Origin of the sequence: Pseudomonas sp. FYR_2 (assembly GCF_043106425.1) — a bacterium.
Taxonomy (GTDB): Bacteria; Pseudomonadota; Gammaproteobacteria; order Pseudomonadales; family Pseudomonadaceae; genus Aquipseudomonas; species Aquipseudomonas monteilii.
Window position 1 is genome coordinate 241,785 of record NZ_JBICMM010000020.1, and the last position, 18,470, is coordinate 260,254.

Annotated in this window: 14 protein-coding genes; 6 read left to right on the top strand and 8 right to left on the bottom strand. The window is 64.0% G+C overall.

All coding sequences use genetic code 11. From position 1 onward, the window contains the following. Positions 1–2: 2 nt before the first annotated feature. Positions 3–674, top strand: coding sequence for an N-acetylmuramic acid 6-phosphate phosphatase MupP (mupP, locus tag ACF8R4_RS11235; protein ID WP_104834147.1), 672 nt, complete (start codon positions 3–5; stop codon positions 672–674). Positions 675–703: 29 nt separating this feature from the next. Continuing rightward, positions 704–1,444: a YciK family oxidoreductase gene (locus ACF8R4_RS11240; protein ID WP_020371284.1), complete on the top strand. Its 741-nt coding sequence runs from the start codon at positions 704–706 to the stop codon at positions 1,442–1,444. Between the two features lie 122 nt (positions 1,445–1,566). On the opposite strand, the gene ACF8R4_RS11245 is transcribed toward ACF8R4_RS11240, so the two are convergent. From ACF8R4_RS11245 to ACF8R4_RS11275, 7 genes are all read right to left on the bottom strand, one after another. Then, positions 1,567–2,352: a TenA family transcriptional regulator gene (locus tag ACF8R4_RS11245; RefSeq protein ID WP_392492398.1), complete on the bottom strand. Its 786-nt coding sequence runs from the start codon at positions 2,350–2,352 to the stop codon at positions 1,567–1,569. 30 nt (positions 2,353–2,382) lie between these two features. After that, positions 2,383–4,839: an EAL domain-containing protein gene (locus tag ACF8R4_RS11250; RefSeq protein WP_060497557.1), complete on the bottom strand. Its 2,457-nt coding sequence runs from the start codon at positions 4,837–4,839 to the stop codon at positions 2,383–2,385. Between the two features lie 124 nt (positions 4,840–4,963). Further along, complete coding sequence (locus tag ACF8R4_RS11255) at positions 4,964–6,796, bottom strand: ABC transporter ATP-binding protein (RefSeq protein WP_060497558.1); 1,833 nt, start codon at positions 6,794–6,796, stop codon at positions 4,964–4,966. Further along, complete coding sequence (locus ACF8R4_RS11260; RefSeq protein ID WP_104834146.1) at positions 6,789–7,421, bottom strand: DsbA family protein; 633 nt, start codon at positions 7,419–7,421, stop codon at positions 6,789–6,791. Before ACF8R4_RS11260 ends, ACF8R4_RS11255 begins: the two co-directional genes overlap by 8 nt. A 3-nt stretch (positions 7,422–7,424) precedes the next feature. Beyond that, positions 7,425–8,357, bottom strand: coding sequence for a rhodanese-related sulfurtransferase (locus tag ACF8R4_RS11265; RefSeq protein ID WP_060497560.1), 933 nt, complete (start codon positions 8,355–8,357; stop codon positions 7,425–7,427). Between the two features lie 109 nt (positions 8,358–8,466). Beyond that, on the bottom strand, positions 8,467–8,763 hold the full coding sequence (locus tag ACF8R4_RS11270) for a BolA family transcriptional regulator (RefSeq protein ID WP_016715010.1): 297 nt from the start codon (positions 8,761–8,763) through the stop codon (positions 8,467–8,469). 10 nt (positions 8,764–8,773) lie between these two features. After that, positions 8,774–9,298, bottom strand: coding sequence for a DUF2059 domain-containing protein (locus ACF8R4_RS11275; RefSeq protein ID WP_003252642.1), 525 nt, complete (start codon positions 9,296–9,298; stop codon positions 8,774–8,776). A gap of 154 nt (positions 9,299–9,452) precedes the next feature. On the opposite strand from ACF8R4_RS11275, the gene ACF8R4_RS11280 reads away from it, so the two are divergent. Beyond that, positions 9,453–10,847, top strand: coding sequence for a class II fumarate hydratase (locus ACF8R4_RS11280; RefSeq protein WP_060497561.1), 1,395 nt, complete (start codon positions 9,453–9,455; stop codon positions 10,845–10,847). Between the two features lie 74 nt (positions 10,848–10,921). Here ACF8R4_RS11280 and pap read toward each other — a convergent pair whose 3' ends face one another. Then, entirely contained in the window at positions 10,922–12,415 is a 1,494-nt protein-coding gene (gene pap / locus ACF8R4_RS11285; RefSeq protein ID WP_060497562.1) for a polyphosphate:AMP phosphotransferase, read from the bottom strand. Between the two features lie 113 nt (positions 12,416–12,528). Here pap and mnmC point away from each other — a divergent pair, with 113 nt between their 5' ends. The 3 genes from mnmC to ngg all read left to right on the top strand — a co-directional run bounded on the left by mnmC (position 12,529) and on the right by ngg (position 18,444). Further along, positions 12,529–14,493 (top strand): bifunctional tRNA (5-methylaminomethyl-2-thiouridine)(34)-methyltransferase MnmD/FAD-dependent 5-carboxymethylaminomethyl-2-thiouridine(34) oxidoreductase MnmC, encoded by a 1,965-nt coding sequence (mnmC, locus tag ACF8R4_RS11290; RefSeq protein ID WP_392492402.1) that lies wholly within the window; start codon positions 12,529–12,531, stop codon positions 14,491–14,493. A gap of 414 nt (positions 14,494–14,907) precedes the next feature. Next, positions 14,908–16,695: an N-acetylglutaminylglutamine amidotransferase gene (locus ACF8R4_RS11295; RefSeq protein WP_060497564.1), complete on the top strand. Its 1,788-nt coding sequence runs from the start codon at positions 14,908–14,910 to the stop codon at positions 16,693–16,695. Positions 16,696–16,698: 3 nt separating this feature from the next. Beyond that, positions 16,699–18,444 carry an N-acetylglutaminylglutamine synthetase gene (gene ngg, locus ACF8R4_RS11300; protein WP_060497565.1) on the top strand — a complete coding sequence of 582 codons (1,746 nt, stop codon included), beginning with the start codon at positions 16,699–16,701 and terminating at the stop codon, positions 18,442–18,444. Positions 18,445–18,470: the final 26 nt, after the last annotated feature.

Below are 18,470 nucleotides of genomic sequence, written 5' to 3' on the forward strand. Positions count from 1 at the left end.
GCATGCGTTTGCGAGCAGTACTCTTCGACATGGACGGCACCTTGCTGGACACGGCGCCAGACTTCATCGCCATCTGCCAGGCCATGCTCGCCGAGCGCGGCCTGCCGGCCGTTGACGACAACCTGATCCGCGGCGTGATCTCGGGCGGTGCCCGCGCCATGGTAGCCGCCACGTTTGCCATGGCCCCGGAGGCCGAAGGCTTCGAGGCGCTGCGCCTGGAGTTCCTGGAGCGCTACCAGCGCGACTGCGCGGTGCACAGCAAGCTGTTCGACGGCATGGCCGAGTTGCTGGCCGACATCGAGAAAGGCAACCTGGTGTGGGGCGTGGTCACCAACAAGCCGGTGCGTTTCGCCGAGCCGATCATGCAGCAGCTGGGCCTGGCCGAGCGTTCGGCATTGCTGATCTGCCCGGACCATGTGAAAAACAGCAAGCCCGACCCCGAGCCGCTGATCCTGGCCTGCAAAACCCTGGACCTGGACCCGGCCAGCGTGCTGTTCGTCGGCGACGACCTGCGCGACATCGAGTCTGGCCGCGACGCCGGCACCCGCACGGCGGCGGTGCGTTACGGCTATATTCATCCAGAGGACAACCCAAACAACTGGGGTGCCGACGTGGTGGTGGACCACCCGCTGGAACTGCGCAAAGTGATCGACAGCGCGCTGTGCGGCTGCTGACCCCCGCCAACGAACACGAAGGACCTACCATGTTCGACTACACCGCCCGCCCCGACCTGCTGCAAGGCCGGGTCATTCTGGTTACCGGTGCCGGCCGCGGCATCGGTGCCGCTGCCGCCAAGGCCTACGCCGCGTTAGGCGCCACCGTGCTGCTGCTGGGCAAGACCGAGGCCAACCTGAACGAGGTCTACGACCAGATCGAAGCCGCCGGGCATCCGCAACCGGTGGTCATCCCGTTCAACCTGGAAACCGCCCTGCCCCACCAGTACGACGAACTGGCGGTAATGATCGAGGATCAGTTCGGCCGCCTGGACGGGCTGCTGAACAATGCCTCGATCATTGGCCCGCGCACGCCGCTGGAGCAGCTATCGGGCGACAACTTCATGCGCGTGATGCACATCAACGTCGATGCCACCTTCATGCTCACCAGCACCCTGCTGCCGCTATTGAAACTGTCGCAAGACGCGTCGGTGGTGTTCACCAGCAGCAGTGTCGGGCGTAAAGGCCGTGCCTACTGGGGCGCCTATGGCGTTTCGAAATTCGCCACCGAGGGCCTGATGCAGACCCTGGCCGACGAGCTGGAAGGCGTGGCGCCGGTGCGCTCCAACAGCATCAACCCGGGCGCCACGCGCACGGCGATGCGCGCCCAGGCCTACCCCAGCGAGAACCCGCAGAACAACCCGCTGCCCGAAGAGATCATGCCGGTGTACCTGTACCTGATGGGGCCGGACAGCACCGGGGTGAATGGGCAGGCGTTCAACGCTCAGTAAGGCTTGAGATTGCCGGGGCTGCTGTGCAGCCAATCGCGACGCAAGGCCGCTCCTACAAGGGTACGCGATCCCCTGTAGGAGCGGCCTTGTGTCGCGATGGGTCGCAAAGCGACCCCAGGGCCTTAGCCCGCTGCCAACGCCGGGCGCAGGCGGCCTTGCTGGCGCCCTTCCATCTGCATGCACCGTTCCAGGAACAGGAACATGCAGTCGTAACTCTTGCAAATCGCCCTGCGCAGCTCGGTGCGCAGCCCCAGCGTCGGGTTCTCGCCCGCCAGGGTACAGATGATCTCCAGCGCCTCCCACGGGTGCGCATCGTCATACTGGGCATGCATCTTCAGCCACTTCATCGCCCGCTTGCGCTGGTCCTCCGGGAAGCCCTGTGCGTAGGTGTCGGTCGAGCACACCACCGCCGACCACTCCCCGGTAGCCCCCTCGATGGCGTAGTTGGTCGCCGCCATGGAAATGGCCAGGTTCTCAGTAGCACACACACGCCAGCACCAGTCGTTCAGGCCGTTCAGCTCGGGCGGCACTTCCTGGGCCTGCAACTCATGCAGGTGTACGCCATGCGCCTGACACCAGTTCACCCAGTAGTCGGCGTGGTTCAGCTCAACCCGGATATTGCGCATCAACCAGCGCCGCGCCATGTCTTCGCCCTGGTGCCGCCCATAACGGGTCTTGGTCAGGTTGTGGGCCATGTACAGCGAAAACTGCTCCACCACCGGCCAGCCACCGATCAGGTACTGGCGAATGGTCGACTGCTTGAGCTGGCCATCGCGCAGGCGCGCATAGAACTCATGCTCGACCACCCGGCGCTTGCTTTCGCGACAGTCTTCAATCAGTTGCTGGGCCCACTGGGGGTAGCTGGCGGGGTCCATCAAAGGCCCGATACGAACGAATGCATCAATCACTTTCAGCTCCTTGATCCTTGTGATTTCTAGCTAGCGAAACGTGCCAGGTGCGCGCTGCAACAGAGGCCGGGCGGCGATCCGTTGGCGCTGCAGACTGTCACAGGTGAACACCTGCGGGCGTTCGATCAGGTAACCCTGGGCGTAATCCACGCCTATTTCCTGTAGGGCCTGCTCGATCAAGGGTGTTTCGACGAACTCGGCGATGGTGCGTTTCCCCATGACATGGCCGATATGGTTGATGACCTCGACCATGGCCCGGTTGACCGGGTCGTCGAGCATGTCCCTGACGAAACTGCCGTCAATTTTCAGGAAATCCACGGGCAAATGCTTGAGGTAGGCGAACGACGACATGCCAGCGCAAAAATCATCGAGCGAGAAGCGGCAGCCCAGCCCCTTCAACTCGTTGATGAAGCGGATGGCGCTACCCAGGTTGGCAATGGCGCTGGTTTCGGTGATTTCGAAACAGATCATCCGCGGCGGGATGGCGTATTCGACAAACAGCCGCTGCAGGTACTCGAGAAACTTGTCATCGCCGATGCTCGACCCTGACAGGTTGATCGCGCAGATCGACAGCGGCCCTTCACGCCCTTCGTCCAGGCATTGGCGGATGACCTGGAACACATTGCGCACCACCCAGCGGTCCAGCGCGGTCATCAGGCCATAGCGCTCGGCTGCCGGAATGAAGCTGCTGGGCAGAATGGTACGGCCACTTTCGTCGTGCAGGCGCAGCAGGATTTCGATATGGCCCGGCCCTTCGAACGTTTTCAGCGGGGCAATTTCCTGGGCGTACAGGCAGAAGCGGTTTTCTTCCAGGGCCACATGCAAACGCTGGATCCAGGCCATTTCACCAAAGCGCATGGACAGCTCGCTGTCATCGGCGTGGTACACCTGCACGCGGTTGCGCCCCTTTTCCTTGGCCATGTAGCAGGCCATGTCGGCGGCGCGCAGCGAGGTTTCGAGGGTACCGGGGGGCTGGGCCATGTGCACCAGGCCAACACTGACCGTGGTGACGAACGGCCGCCCCTTCCACACGAAATGCAGGCTCTGCACCATCTGGCGTAACTGTTCGGCAATGCGCTCGGCCTGGTCGGATGGGCAGTTTTCCAGCAGCACGCCAAATTCGTCACCCCCCAGCCGCGCCAGGGTATCGCCTTCACGCAGGCCGGATTGCAGCACGGCGCAGATGTGCCGCAGCAGCTCGTCACCGGCGGCGTGGCCGCAGGTGTCGTTCACCAGCTTGAACTGGTCGAGGTCAAGGAACATCAGCGAATGCCGCCCAGCCTGGCGCGCCAGGCCATTGAGCGCCTGCTCCAGGCGATACTCGAACTCGCGCCGGTTGGCCAGGCCGGTCAGGGCATCGTGAGTGGCCTGCCAGGACAGGTTAGCGATGTACTGGCGTTCCTGGGTCATGTCATGCAGTACCAGTACGATGCCGCTGACCTGGCCATCGCTGACGATGGGCGAACCTACCAGGTTGATCGACACGGTACTGCCATCCAGGCGCTGAATCAGCCGGGCATGCTCCGCGCCGCCCTTGAGGCTACCGCTAAGCACCTGCTCGACCAGGCTGCTGCTATCCTCTTCAGCTTGCTCATCCACCAGGCTAAACAGCGCTGACAGCGGCAGGCCCTGGGCTTGACCAGACTGCCAGTGGGTCAGTTGCTCGGCGGCCGGGTTCATGTAGCCGATGTTGCCCTCCACGTCGGTGGTTATCACCGCATCACCAATGGCCTGCAGGGTGATCTGTGCCCGCTCCTTTTCCTCCTGCAGGGCACTGGCGAAGGCTTGCCGTTGGGCCAGCAGCTTGCTGGAGCGGCGCCAGGCGATGGTAATCAGGAACATGGCCGTCAGCAGGTTGGTGATCAGCAACACCCGCAACAGCATCCGCGAGCCTTCACCCAGCGCATCACTGAACGCCTTGGCGGCGGGTGTGACACCCTCGTTGATGGTGACGATACGGGCCTTCCAGGCACTCACTGCCTGGGTGTCTGCCGGGCCAGTGGCAAAGCTCTGGCGCATCTCGCCAGCCAGCACATCGAGCTTGGCCAGGTAGTCGTCGCCGATGTCCCAGTAGTCGATGGCTGTCTGCATATAGCTGATGTTGCGGAAATTGCGGTAGAACCAGATGATCCGCTCGACATCGTCGGGGTGGTTGCCACCCTGCAGCACCGCCCGGCGAGCGGCATCCAGATCAGGGTTGGGCTGGTCGAGCACCTCGCGCAACTGGTGGTCACCCTGCGGCACGGTAATGGCTTGGCGATAGCGCTGATAGGTGCTGTCGTCGCGGGTTTCGGCGTACAGGTTAAGGTAGTAGATGGCGTCTTTCTGCGCCTTGGACCACAGGCTTTCGCCCGCGACATAGGCGCGCACGGCCGACAGCGTATAAAGGCTGAGGCTGCCCAGCGCCACCTGGAAGACCACAACGGCGATGAAGGGCCAGGTGATGCCGAGCAACTTAGGCGCTTCTAGAGTGCGATGTCCCTTCATGGATTCCCTGTCACAGAGCAGATAAGGCGCAAATCAACCCAGACAAGCACAGCGTAGGCCATTTGCCATCGTTGTGGAGGGGATTTTTATGACAGGGAATCGGGGGATTTGTACAGTTTGAACGTCAGCTCTGCTGCAGGTGCCCATAAAGCTTGGCGTATAACCCACCCTCGGCGATCAGCTGCTGGTGGTCGCCATCTTCGGCGACATGCCCACCATCAAATACCAGCACCCGGTCGGCCTGTTTCACCGCCGACAGGCGGTGGGCGATGATCAGCGTGGTACGGCCGCTGAGGAAGCGCGCCAATGCCTGATGCAGGTTGTACTCGGTGGCAGCATCCAGCGCCGAGGTGGCCTCGTCGAGAATCACCACCTTGGGCTCGGCCAACACCATGCGGGCGATGGCCAGGCGCTGACGCTGGCCGCCGGACAAGCGCACGCCAGAGCGACCCACCACACTGTCCAGGCCCTGCGGCAAGGCCGCAATGGTGGCATCCAGCTGAGCGATGCGCAGCGCTTGCCAGCAGGCGTCGTCGCTGCAGTCTCGGCCCATGGTCAGGTTGGCGCGCACGGTGTCGTTGAACAGTGACGGGTGCTGCAACACCACCGCCACGTTTTCACGCAGGGTTTCCAGGCCGATTTCCTGCAGGCTGGCACCGCCAAAGCGGATGGTACCGGCCTGGGCGCTATAAAGGCCCAGCAACAGCTGCACCAAGGTGCTTTTGCCGCCGCCACTGGCACCGACAATTGCCACCTTTTCACCCGGGGCGATGGACAGGTCCAGGTTATCCAGCACTGGCTCGTCGGCATAGGCAAAACGCAAGTCGCGCACCTCGATGCCCACCGTGTCGCGCCCGGCGAACGGGTCGCAGGCGGCCGGGTATTGCGGCTCGTCAGCACGCGCCAGCAGTTCGTTGAGGCGGCTCAGCGCACCGCCCGCGGCGTAGTAGGCGTATTGCAGGTTGAGCAGCTGTTCCACCGGGCCGATCATGAACCACAGGTAGCTGAACACCGCCAGCATCTGGCCGATCGACAGGTCGGAGAACAGCACGGTGAGCATGGCTGCTGCACGGAAAATATCGATGCCGAACTGGAACAGCAGGCCACTGGCACGGCCACTGGCATCGCTTTTCCACTGCGAATCCACGGCGTAGTCGCGCACTTCGCGGGCACGCAGGCCAAGGCGGCCCAGGAAGTAGCCCTGGCGGTTGCCGGCACGGATTTCCTGGATGGCATCGAGCGTTTCCGCCAGCGCCTGGGTAAAACGCGCGGTGCTGTCGTTTTCGAGCTTTTTCAGGTGTTTGACGCGCTTGCCCAGCTGCACGGTGAAATAGATCACCAGCGGGTTGAACAGCAAAATCAGCAACGCCAGCTGCCAGTGCATCCAGATCAGGATCGCCGCCGTGCCGGTCAACGTCAGCATGGCCACCAGGAAACGGCTGAGGGTTTCGCCCACGAACTTGTCGAGGGTGTCCAGGTCGGTGACCAAGTGGGTGGTTACCGTGCCGCTGCCCAGGCTTTCGTACTCCTTCAGCGAGATGCGCTTGAGCCGCTCTATAAGGCGAATTCGCAGGCGGTAGACGATGTCCTTGGCCAAGCCGGCAAACAGCTTGGCCTGGATCACGTTGAACGCCAGCGCCGCCAGGCGCAGGCACAGGGTGAGCGCCAGCATCAGGCCAATGTAGCCGGCTGCCACCTGCCAGCTGGACGGCAGCAGGTGGTTCATCCACTTGAGCGCGGCATCGCCGTGGCCCAACAGCACTTCATCCACCAGCAACGGCAGCAGCAGCGGAATGGGCACGCTGCAACACGCCGCCAGCACAGCGATGAGGTTGGCGGACCAGAGGTTTTGCTTGTGGTGCAGGGCCAGGCGGCGGATTTCCGCCCAGCTCAGCCGATCGGCCGCAGTGTATGGCTTGCCCGGTACCGGGTCGGGTGACCCAGGCACATCAAGCACAGGCGGCCTGCTGCAGCCAACGGCCGAGCAAGGGTTGCAGGCGCTCCAGCGGCTGGTAGCCGTTGGTCAGCAGGGCCAGTTGGCCGTTGCGCTCGGCCAGCAAGGTCGGGAAACCGGCAATACCCAGGTCCTGTGCCCAGCTGAAGTCGGCCGCAGTGGCCGCACGGGTGTCGGCACGGGCGAAGGTTTCGGCGAACACGGCACGGTCGAAGCCTGCCTGTTCGGCCAGTTCGACCAGCTGCGGCGCAGTGGTCACATCCACGCCCTGCTCGTAGAACGAACGCTGAATCAGCGCCAGCAGCGGCCAGACGCGCTCGGCGTCCAGCTCGCGGGCTGTGACCAGGGCACGGCAGGCCGGTTCGGTGTCGTAGACGAAGCCGTCGGGCATGGCCCCCTCGAAGCGGAACGGCTGGCCGGTGGCATCGGCCACCGCCTGCCAGTGTTCGAGGATGTACTTGCGGGTAGAGCTGTCCAGCGCACTGCCACCGGTGCGCAGCCCACCCACCACCAGACGGGTTGCGATACCGGCCTCACGCGCCTGGGCGATCAGGGCCCCCGCCACTGGCGCGAAACCCCAGCACCAGGAGCACATCGGGTCCATCACATAGATCAGGCGTGCAGACATGCATCAAGCCTCGGCTTTGTAGTTGTAACCGATCGGGTGCGGCAGGTTGCGGGCCTTGGCCAGCTCGATCTGCTTCTGCCGGTCGATGGCACTGCGCCGGGTCTTTTCGCTCAGGGTGTCCCAGCAATGCGGGCAGCTGACCCCTGGCGAATAGTGCTCGGACGCGCGTTCCTCTGCATTGATCGGGTGGCGGCAGGCGTGGCACTGGTCGTACTCGCCTTTGCTCAGGTCATGGCGCACCGTGACGCGGTTGTCGAAGACGAAGCAGTCGCCGTCCCACAGGCTTTCTTCCTGAGGCACTTCCTCGAAGTATTTCAGGATGCCGCCCTTAAGATGATAGACCGCCTCGAAGCCTTCACCGAGCATGTAGCTGGAGGCTTTTTCGCAACGGATGCCGCCGGTGCAGAACATGGCGACCTTCTTGTGCTTGCTCGGGTCGAAGTTGGCCTTGATGTACTCCGGAAACTCGCGGAAGGTCTCGGTCTTGGGGTCGATGGCACCTTTGAAGGTACCAATGGCCACTTCGTAGTCGTTGCGGGTGTCGATCAGCAGCACTTCCGGGTCGCTGATCAGGGCGTTCCAGTCCTTGGGCTCGACATAGGTGCCGACCGCCTGGTTGGGGTCTACGCCTGGCACGCCGAGGGTGACGATTTCTTTCTTGAGCTTCACCTTGGTGCGGTAGAACGGCTGTTCGTCGCAGTACGACTCTTTGTGGTCGACATCGACCAGACGCGGGTCGTTGCGCAGCCAGGCCAGCAGGCCATCGATGCCTTCGCGGGTGGCCGACACGGTGCCGTTGATGCCCTCGTGGGCCAGCAGCAGGGTGCCTTTGACGTTGTTGTCGAGCATGGCCTTGAGCAGCGGCTCACGCAGCTCGACGTAGTCTTCCAGGGTGACGAATTTGTACAGCGCCGCGACGACGATGGCTTGGGACATGAAGCAGGTTCTCCAGGTGGTTGCCCTCGTAAAGGGCGGACCGGATTGACAAATAAAAACGCGCCGACAAGCGGCGCGTTGCGAATTCTACCAGAACGACAGAAAGGTTTCAGTGCCCGCCGCCCGCGCACACCGGCGAGGCCGGTGCAACGCCGACCTTGGCCCACTCTTCGGCGGTGTAGGTGTGGATGGCCAGGGCGTGAATTTCGCCCATCAGCTCACCCATGGTGGCGTACACCTTCTGGTGGCGCTTGACGCTGTTCAACCCGGCAAACTGCTCGCTGACGATCACTGCCTTGTAGTGGGTCTCCTGACCACGACTGTGCATGTGGCTTTCGTTGAGCACTTGCAGGTGTTCCGGCGCCAGGGCCGCCAGTTGCTGTTCAATGCGCTGCTGCATGGTCATTGCGGCGTACTCACTTCTTCGCCGGAGCGGCGGCCTTGCCAGCGTTCGGGTCCAGCTCTTTGGTCATGTCTTCCAGCAGCTTGTTCACCACGGGTACTGCTGGCTCCAGGCTCTGCTGGGTCAGCTGGGCCGACTGCTGGGTGACCTTGGGCATTTCACGCAGCACCTTCTTGCCCAGCGGCGATTCGTAGAACTTGACCAGGTCTTTGAGTTCCTGCTCGGTGAACGTCTGGGTGTACAGGTCGACCATCTTCGGCTTCAGTTTGTTCCAGCCGATGGCGTTGTCCAGTGCGGCGTTGGCCTTGGCCTGGTAGCTTTCCAGCACCGGCTGCTTGGCGGCCGGGGCCTTGGTCTGGGCGAAGCGCTGGGCGAACATCTGCTGCACTTGCATGTACACCGGGGTGCCCAGCTTGTCGGCGTTGGCCAGGGTCAGGAACTTCTCGGCAGCAGCGTTATGGCTGGCGGTGGCAGCGAGCACCTGGCCGCTGGCGCAAACCAGGGCAACGGCGGCACAAAGGACACGGAGACGGGTCATTGCATTTCCTTCAAGGAGAGGGAGGCGGGTACCTCAGAGTAGAGCATTCTGCGCCGTGGTGGCGATGTGCTCAAGTGGCACGACGAGCGACGGAACCGCTCGGTCGATTCAGGGCCTAAACTGCGAATTCGAACTACACAGGAGTGAGTACAGAATGAGCCGTATCGAGACAGACAGCCTGGGCCCGGTCGAAGTTCCGGAGGACGCTTATTGGGGTGCGCAAACCCAGCGTTCGCTGATCAACTTCGCCATTGGCAAGGAACGCATGCCCCTCGCGGTGCTGCACGCCCTGGCGCTGATCAAGAAGGCCGCTGCACGCGTTAACGACCGCAATGGCGACCTGCCGGCCGACATCGCCCGGCTGATCGAACAGGCCGCCGACGAAGTGCTGGATGGCCAGCATGACGACCAGTTTCCGTTGGTCGTCTGGCAGACCGGCAGCGGCACCCAGAGCAACATGAACGTCAACGAAGTGATTGCCGGGCGCGCCAACGAACTGGCCGGCAAGGGCCGTGGCGGCAAGGCGCCGGTACACCCCAACGACCACGTCAACCGCTCGCAAAGCTCCAACGACTGCTTCCCCACCGCCATGCACATTGCTGCAGCCCAAGCGGTGCACGACAAGCTGCTGCCGGCCATCGCCGAACTGTCGTCGGGACTGGCAGAGTTGTCAGCGCGCCACCAAAAGCTGGTGAAGACTGGCCGCACGCACATGATGGATGCCACGCCAATCACCTTCGGCCAGGAGGTCTCGGCTTTCGTTGCCCAGCTCGATTACGCCCAACGAGCCATCCGCGCTACCCTGCCGGCGGTCTGTGAGCTGGCCCAGGGCGGCACCGCCGTGGGTACCGGCCTTAATGCCCCGCATGGCTTTGCCGAGGCCATCGCTGCCGAGCTGGCGGCGGAATCCGGCCTGCCGTTCGTCACAGCACCGAACAAGTTCGCCGCCCTCGCCGGCCACGAACCGCTGACCAGCCTGGCGGGCGCGTTGAAGACCCTGGCCGTGGCCCTGATGAAAATTGCCAACGACCTGCGCCTGCTCGGCTCCGGCCCGCGCGCCGGGCTGGCCGAAGTGCGCCTGCCAGCCAACGAACCCGGCAGCTCGATCATGCCGGGCAAGGTCAACCCTACCCAGTGCGAGGCGCTGTCGATGCTGGCCTGCCAGGTACTGGGCAACGACGCGGCCATCGGCTTTGCCGCCAGCCAGGGGCATTTGCAGCTCAATGTGTTCAAGCCGGTGATCATCCATAACCTGTTGCAGTCGATCGAACTGCTGGCCGATGGCTGCAGCAACTTCCAGCTGCACTGCGTGGCGGGCATCGAGCCGGATGCCGGGCAGATGGCTGCGCACCTGGAACGCGGGTTGATGCTGGTGACGGCACTTAACCCGCATATTGGCTATGACAAGGCGGCGGAGATTGCCAAGAAGGCTTATAACGAGGGCAAGACCTTGCGCGAGGCTGCGCTGGAATTGAAGTACCTGACCAATGAGCAGTTTGACCAGTGGGTAAGGCCGGAGAACATGCTGGCACCGGGTGGCAAGGGCTGAGTCATCTATAGCCTGTGCCGGCCTCTTCGCGGGTAAACCCGCGAAAGGGCCAGGACAGGCAACAACACTTTCAGCTATTTCTTGTCCTTGGCAAACGCCGCCTCAAGGGCCTGGTTGATGGTGCGCAACACCTTCACCCGCGCCCAGCGCTTGTCGTTGGCCTCTACCAACGTCCACGGCGCGATCTCGCTGCTGGTGCGGTCGACCATGTCGCCTACGGCCTGGACGTAGTCGTCCCACTTGTCCCGGTTGCGCCAGTCGTCCTCGGTAATCTTGTAACGCTTGAACGGGATCTGCTCACGCTCTTCGAAGCGCTCCAGCTGGGTCTGCTGATCAATCGCCAGCCAGAACTTGACCACCACCACGCCGGCATTCACCAACTGCTCTTCAAAGTCGTTGATCTCGCTATAGGCGCGCATCCAGTCGGCCGGGCTGCAGAAGCCCTCCACCCGCTCGACCAGCACCCGGCCATACCAGGACCGGTCGAAAATGGTGAATTTGCCGCGTGCCGGAATATGCCGCCAGAACCGCCACAGGTAAGGCTGCGCGCGTTCTTCTTCGGTGGGTGCGGCAATCGGCACGATACGGTACTGGCGGGGGTCCAGCGCCGCTGCCACTCGGCGGATCGCGCCGCCCTTGCCGGCGGCGTCGTTGCCTTCGAACACCGCCACCAACGCGTGCCTGCGCATGTGCTTGTCGCGCAGCAGGCCGGCCAGGCGGGCCTGTTCGGTGACCAGCTGTTCCTGGTAGTCGGATTTATCCAGCCGCACGGTCATGTCCAGGGCACCGAGCAGGCTGCGCTGGTCGATGCTGCGGCCCAGCGGGGCGACGTTGCCCTGGTGCTTGCCCTTGGGGTTGTTGGCCAGTGCGGCTTGCAGGCTTTCCAGCAGGATGCGCCCCACTGCCAGGCTGCGGTAGTTCGGGTCGACGCCTTCGATGATGTGCCACGGCGCGTAGTCGCGGCTGGTGCGGCGCAGTACGCGTTCGCCAAAACGCACGAAGCGGTCGTAGGTTTCGGACTGCTGCCAGTCCAGCGGACTGATCTTCCAGCTGTGCAGCGGGTCGTCCTTGAGCGATTTCAGACGAGCCTTCATCTGCTTCTTGGACAGGTGGAACCAGAACTTGATGATCAGTGCACCTTCATCGCACAGCATCTGCTCCAGCCGCTCGGCGCCCATGATGGCCTGGTCGAGCACGGCATCCTTGAATACCCCGTGCACCCGCCCCTGCAGCATCTGGCTGTACCAGTTGCCGAAGAACACACCCATCCGCCCCTTGGGGGGCAAGGCCCGCCAATAGCGCCAGGCCGGCGGGCGAGCCAGCTCTTCGTCGGTCTGCTGATCGAAGGTGAGCACATCGATCATGCGCGGGTCCATCCACTCGTTGAGCAGTTTTACCGTCTCACCCTTGCCGGCACCTTCGATGCCGTTGATCAGCACGATCACCGGGAAGCGCGCCTGCTGCTTGAGTTCGTACTGGGCTTCGAGCAGGGCCTCGCGTAAAGCGGGTACCTCGGCGTCGTAAGCCTCCTTGTCGATGCTGTGGCCGATTTCGGCGGATTCGAACATGCACTGGCTCCTTCAATGGATAAGCAAGACTAGCGGATTTGTGGGCCGCCTGTGCCTGCGCAAAATCATCAGATGGCATAAAATCCCGACCATCTGCTGCAACCGAGCCAACCATGTCCACCCTCCTCCAGCATGCCCAGATCGACTGGGACGACCAGGGCCGCCCCCACTCGCGGCAATACGACGACGTTTATTTCGCGGTCAACGAAGGCATCGAAGAAACCAAACATGTGTTCCTCGGCCAGACCCGCCTGGCCGAGCGTTTTGCCAGCCTGGCCCCGCACGCCTGCCTGGTGATCGGCGAAACCGGCTTTGGCACTGGCATGAACTTTTTCTGCGCCTGGCAGCTGTTTGAAGAGCATGCCCACAGCAACGCGCGCCTGCACTTCGTCAGCGTCGAAAAATACCCACTCAGCCTGGCTGACATGGCCCGCGCAGTACACCTGTGGCCTGAGCTTGCCGCCTACACCGAACCGCTGCTGGAGCAGTACGTGGCGGTGCACCAGGGCTTCCAGCAATTCACCTTCGCCGAGGGCAGGGTCACCCTGACGCTGCTGGTCGGTGATGTACTGGAACAGCTGCCGCAGCTCGATGCGCAGATCGATGTGTGGTTCCTCGATGGTTTCGCCCCGGCGAAGAACCCCGACATGTGGACCCCGGAGCTGTTTGCGCAACTGGCGCGGCTGTCGCACGCCGGCACCGTGCTGGGCACCTTCACCACCACGGGTTGGGTGCGCCGCAGCCTGGTCGAAGCCGGCTTCGCCATGAAGAAAGTGCCGGGCATCGGCAAGAAGTGGGAAGTGATGAGCGGCGCTTACGTCGGCCCCCGGCCCGGCCCCAAAGCGCCTTGGTATGCGCGCCCGCCCGCCATTCCAGGGCCGCGTGAAGCGCTCGTAATCGGCGCCGGGCTCGCTGGCAGCACAAGCGCGGCCAGCCTGGCCCGGCGTGGCTGGCAGGTGACCGTGCTGGAACGCCACGATGCACCGGCCCGGGAAGCCTCGGGCAACCCGCAGGGGGTGCTGTACCTCAAGCTGTCTGCGCATGGCACAGCGCTGTCGCAAATGATCCTGTCCGGTTTCGGCTACACCCGTCGCCAGCTCGAGCGCTTGCAGCGTGGCCGTGACTGGGATGCCTGCGGGGTGCTGCAACTGGCCTTCGACAGCAAAGAGGCCGAACGCCAGGGCAAGCTGGCTGCCGCTTTCGACCACGCCTTGCTGCACACCCTGGCGCGCACCGAGGCCGAAGCCATTGCCGGTGTGGCCCTGCCGGCCGGCGGCCTGTTCTACCCCGAAGGCGGTTGGGTGCACCCGCCGGCCCTGTGTCAGCAGCAGTTGCAGCACCCGGGGATTCAACGGGTGACACACCAGGAAGTGCTTGAGCTGCGCAAGGTGGATGGCCAGTGGCAAGCCTGGGCGGGTGAGCGCCTGCTGGCCAGTGCACCGGTGGTGATCCTGGCCGGTGCCGCCGACGTTCGGCGTTTCGAGCCTTGTGCACAGTTGCCGCTCAAGCGCATTCGCGGGCAGATTACCCGGCTGCCGGCCACTGCCAGCAGCCGCATGCTCAGCACCGTGGTATGCGCAGAGGGTTATGTAGCGCCACCCCGCGAGGATGAGCATACCTTGGGCGCAAGCTTCGACTTCCAGAGCGAAGACCTGGCGCCGACGGTTGCCGAACATCAGGGCAACCTGGCAATGCTGGACGAGATTTCCGTCGATCTGGCGCAGCGCTTGGGTGTGGCCGAGCTGGACGCCGAGCAGTTGCAGGGGCGTGCGGCGTTCCGTTGCACAAGCCCGGATTATCTGCCGATCGTAGGGCCGGTAGCGGATGTGCAGGCGTTTGCCGAGGCCTATGCGGTGCTGAGCCGGGATGCGCGGCAGGTGCCGGATGTGGCCTGCCCTTGGCTGGATGGGTTGTATGTGAACAGTGGTCACGGGTCGCGCGGGTTGATCACGGCGCCGCTGAGTGGCGAGCTGGTGGCGGCCTGGATATGCGGGGAGCCGCTGCCGTTGCCCCGGGCGGTGGCAGAGGCTTGTCATCCGAGCCGGTTTGCTTTGCGGCGGTTGATTCGGGGGAAGTGATTGCATCGGGGGGCTTGCCGATGGATTTGCTGCGCCTGTGAGATCGAGCGCCGCCCGCGCGGCGCATCGCGAGCTGCGCTCGCTCCTACGTTTGTTTCGGGCCAGTTATTCCTGGGGGATTTGCGCGCGTACGCCTTGGCGGCTGACATGATATCGCGTCGTACCAACAAGGCGGTCGCGCGCGCCTTCCACAGGCGTTACTGGCCGAAACAAACGTAGGAGCGAGCGCAGCTCGCGATGCGCCGCGCGGGCGGCGCTCGATTTACGCAACACCACAAAACCCAAGACGAACACCCACCAACCCAACCACATATAACAAATCGTTCTAAAACTCTCAAAAAGCACACCGGTCAGTTCCTTAAGGTGCCCGAATCCTGGGCCCCCCCTCCCCAACGGAAAAACCGGTAAGGACTTATGTGCGGATTAGCAGGAGAGTTGCGTTTCACCCCCATGGACCAAGCCCCTCGCCCAGCCGACCTGGCTGCGGTAGAGCGCATTACCCATCACCTGGCGCCTCGCGGCCCGGATGCGTGGGGCTTCCATAGCCAAGGCCCGATCGCCCTCGGGCACCGGCGCCTGAAAATCATGGACTTGTCCGACGGCTCGGCGCAGCCAATGGTCGACAACACCTTGGGCCTGTCACTGGCGTTCAACGGTGCCATCTACAACTTCCCCGAGTTGCGCCACGAGCTACAGGACCTGGGCTACAGCTTTTGGTCCGATGGCGACACCGAGGTGCTGCTCAAGGGTTACCACGCCTGGGGCGCGGCGTTGCTGCCCAAGCTCAACGGCATGTTCGCCCTGGCCATCTGGGAGCGCGACAACCAGCGCCTGTTCCTGGCCCGCGACCGCCTGGGCGTAAAGCCGCTGTACCTGTCACGCGACGGCGAGCGCCTGCGCTTCGCCTCGACCCTCCCGGCCCTGCTCAAGGGTGGCGACATCGACCCGGTGCTCGACCCGGTGGCGCTCAACCATTACCTGAACTTCCACGCCGTGGTACCGGCACCGCGCACCTTGCTGGCCAACGTGCAAAAGCTGGAGCCCGGCACCTGGATGCGCGTCGATCGCCATGGCGAAGTCGAACGCCAGACTTGGTGGCAGCTGAAATACGGTGCCAACCCTGATGAGCGTGAGCTGGACCTGGAAGGCTGGACCACCCGCGTGCTCGACGCCACCCGCGAGGCCGTGGCCATCCGCCAACGTGCTGCCGTCGACGTCGGCGTGCTGCTGTCCGGGGGTGTCGACTCCAGCCTGCTGGTCGGCCTGTTGCGCGAAGCGGGCGTGGACGACCTGTCCACGTTCTCCATCGGTTTCGAAGACGCCGGTGGCGAGCGTGGCGACGAGTTCCAGTATTCGGACCTGATCGCCAAGCACTACGGCACCCGCCACCACCAGTTGCGCATCGCCGAACACGAGATCATCGAGCAGTTGCCATCAGCGTTTCGCGCCATGAGCGAGCCAATGGTCAGCCACGACTGTATCGCCTTCTACCTGCTGTCGCGGGAAGTGGCCAAGCATTGCAAGGGCGTGCAAAGCGGCCAGGGTGCGGACGAGCTGTTCGCCGGCTACCACTGGTACCCGCAGGTGGACGGCGCCGAGGATGCCTTCTCGGCTTACCGCGACGCGTTCTTCGACCGCAGCCACGCCGAGTACCGCGACACCGTGCAGGCGCCCTGGTTGCTGGAAACCGACGCGGCCGGCGACTTCGTGCGCGAGCACTTCGCCCGCCCCGGCGCCCGCGACGCCGTGGACAAGGCCCTGCGCCTGGACAGCACGGTGATGCTGGTGGATGACCCGGTCAAACGCGTGGACAATATGACCATGGCCTGGGGCCTGGAAGCGCGCACACCGTTCCTCGACTACCGCCTGGTGGAGCTTTCAGCGCGTATCCCGGCGCGCTTCAAGCTGCCCGACGGCGGCAAACAGGTGCTCAAGCAGGCGGCACGACGGGTGATCCCGCATGAGGTGATCGACCGTAAGAAGGGCTACTTCCCGGTACCGGGCCTGAAGCACCTGGAAGGCGCCACCCTGGGTTGGGTGCGCGAGCTGCTGACCGACCCCAGCCAGGACCGTGGCCTGTTCAACCCGGCCATGGTCGACCGCCTGCTGAGTAACCCGCATGGCCAGCTCACCCCGCTGCGCGGCTCCAAGCTGTGGCAGCTGGCGGCGCTGAACCTGTGGTTGAGCGAACAAGGAATCTGACCGATGAAAGCCCATGAAATCGCTTACGGTCAGCGCCTGCTGCGCGGCCAGGCGCCGTCCTACGAGCGCCTGCAGGCGCGCCTGGCCGGCGACGGCAGCCAGCCCCACAACCAGCCGCGTGCCGTGCACTGCGGCTGGGGTCGGCTGCTGATCGGCCATACCTACCCCAACCCGACCAGCCTGGCCGAGGCGCTGCTGGACGAAAGCCCCGGCGAGCGCGACATAGCCCTGTACGTGGCCGCGCCCCAGCAGGTGCTGGCCCAGGCCCCGCAACAACTGTTCCTCGACCCGTCCGACACCCTGCGCCTTTGGTTTACCGACTACCGGCCAGCGCAACGGGTATTCCGCGGTTTTCGCGTACGCCGGGCGCAAAACGCGACCGACTGGCAGGCCATCAATACCCTGTATCAGGCACGCAGCATGCTACCGGTCGACCCTTGCCTGCTCACCCCCAGGCACCTGGGCGGCCCTGTGTACTGGTTGGCCGAAGACGAAGACAGCGGTGCGGTGATCGGCAGCGTCATGGGCCTGAACCACGCCAAGGCTTTCGACGACCCGGAACACGGCAGCAGCCTGTGGTGCCTGGCGGTGGACCCGCAGTGCACCCGCCCCGGCGTGGGTGAGGTGCTGGTGCGCCACCTGATTGAACACTTCATGAGCCGTGGCCTGGCCTACCTGGACTTGTCGGTGCTGCACGACAACCGCCAGGCCAAGCGTCTGTACCAGAAGCTGGGTTTTCGCAACTTGCCCACCTTTGCGGTCAAGCGCAAGAACGGCATCAACCAGCAACTGTTCTTGGGCCCGGGCCCTGAGGCCGAGCTGAACCCCTACGCGCGCATCATCGTCGATGAGGCCATGCGCCGGGGCATCGACGTGCAGGTGGATGACGCCGTTGGCGGCCTGTTCACCCTGAGCCTGGGCGGGCGGCGCATCCGCTGCCGTGAATCGCTCAGCGACCTGACCAGTGCCGTGACCATGACCCTGTGCCAGGACAAACGCCTCACCCAGCATGCGTTGCATAACGCCGGGCTACAGGTGCCGGCACAGCAGCTGGCGGGAAATGCAGACGACAACCTGGCGTTTCTCGACGAGCATGGCGCGGTGGTGGTGAAACCGGTCGATGGCGAGCAAGGCCAGGGCGTGGCGGTGAACCTGACCTGCATCGACGACATCACCCGCGCCGTGGCGCACGCCCGCCAGTTCGACAGCCGTGTGCTGCTGGAGAGCTTCCATGCCGGGTTCGACCTGCGCATCGTGGTGATCGGCTACGAGGTGGTGGCTGCCGCCGTGCGCCACCCGGCCCAGGTGCTGGGCGACGGCAACCACAGCATCCGCCAGTTGATCGAAGCCCAAAGCCGTCGACGCCAGGCCGCCACCGGTGGCGAAAGCCGCATTCCGCTGGACGACGAAACCGAGCGCACAGTGCGCGCGGCGGGCTTTGGCTATGACGACGTGCTGCCTGCTGGCCAGCGCCTGACGGTACGGCGCACTGCCAACCTGCACACCGGTGGCACCCTGGAAGACGTCACCGAACGCCTGCACCCGGTGCTGGCCGACGCGGCCGTGCGCGCTGCACGGGCGCTGGAAATCCCTGTGGTCGGGCTGGACTTCATGGTGCGCGATGCCGGGCAACCGGAGTACGTGATCATCGAGGCCAACGAGCGTGCCGGGTTGGCCAACCATGAACCGCAGCCCACGGCCGAGCGCTTTATCGATTTGCTGTTTCCGCATAGCCGGCCTTTGGCGTAACTGCTGACGGCCTCTTCGCAGGCAAG

Excerpts from the sequence above, each read along its gene's own strand:
- ACF8R4_RS11250 (WP_060497557.1), bottom strand. The coding sequence starts at position 4,839 with ATGAAGGGACATCGCACTCTAGAAGCGCCTAAGTTGCTCGGCATCACC.
- ACF8R4_RS11265 (WP_060497560.1), bottom strand. The coding sequence starts at position 8,357 with ATGTCCCAAGCCATCGTCGTCGCGGCGCTGTACAAATTCGTCACCCTG.
- ACF8R4_RS11275 (WP_003252642.1), bottom strand. The coding sequence starts at position 9,298 with ATGACCCGTCTCCGTGTCCTTTGTGCCGCCGTTGCCCTGGTTTGCGCC.
- pap (WP_060497562.1), bottom strand. The coding sequence starts at position 12,415 with ATGTTCGAATCCGCCGAAATCGGCCACAGCATCGACAAGGAGGCTTAC.
- ACF8R4_RS11270 (WP_016715010.1), bottom strand. The coding sequence starts at position 8,763 with ATGACCATGCAGCAGCGCATTGAACAGCAACTGGCGGCCCTGGCGCCG.
- mupP (WP_104834147.1), top strand. The coding sequence starts at position 3 with ATGCGTTTGCGAGCAGTACTCTTCGACATGGACGGCACCTTGCTGGAC.
- ACF8R4_RS11280 (WP_060497561.1), top strand. The coding sequence starts at position 9,453 with ATGAGCCGTATCGAGACAGACAGCCTGGGCCCGGTCGAAGTTCCGGAG.
- ACF8R4_RS11295 (WP_060497564.1), top strand. The coding sequence starts at position 14,908 with ATGTGCGGATTAGCAGGAGAGTTGCGTTTCACCCCCATGGACCAAGCC.
- ngg (WP_060497565.1), top strand. The coding sequence starts at position 16,699 with ATGAAAGCCCATGAAATCGCTTACGGTCAGCGCCTGCTGCGCGGCCAG.
- mnmC (WP_392492402.1), top strand. The coding sequence starts at position 12,529 with ATGTCCACCCTCCTCCAGCATGCCCAGATCGACTGGGACGACCAGGGC.
- ACF8R4_RS11240 (WP_020371284.1), top strand. The coding sequence starts at position 704 with ATGTTCGACTACACCGCCCGCCCCGACCTGCTGCAAGGCCGGGTCATT.
- ACF8R4_RS11260 (WP_104834146.1), bottom strand. The coding sequence starts at position 7,421 with ATGTCTGCACGCCTGATCTATGTGATGGACCCGATGTGCTCCTGGTGC.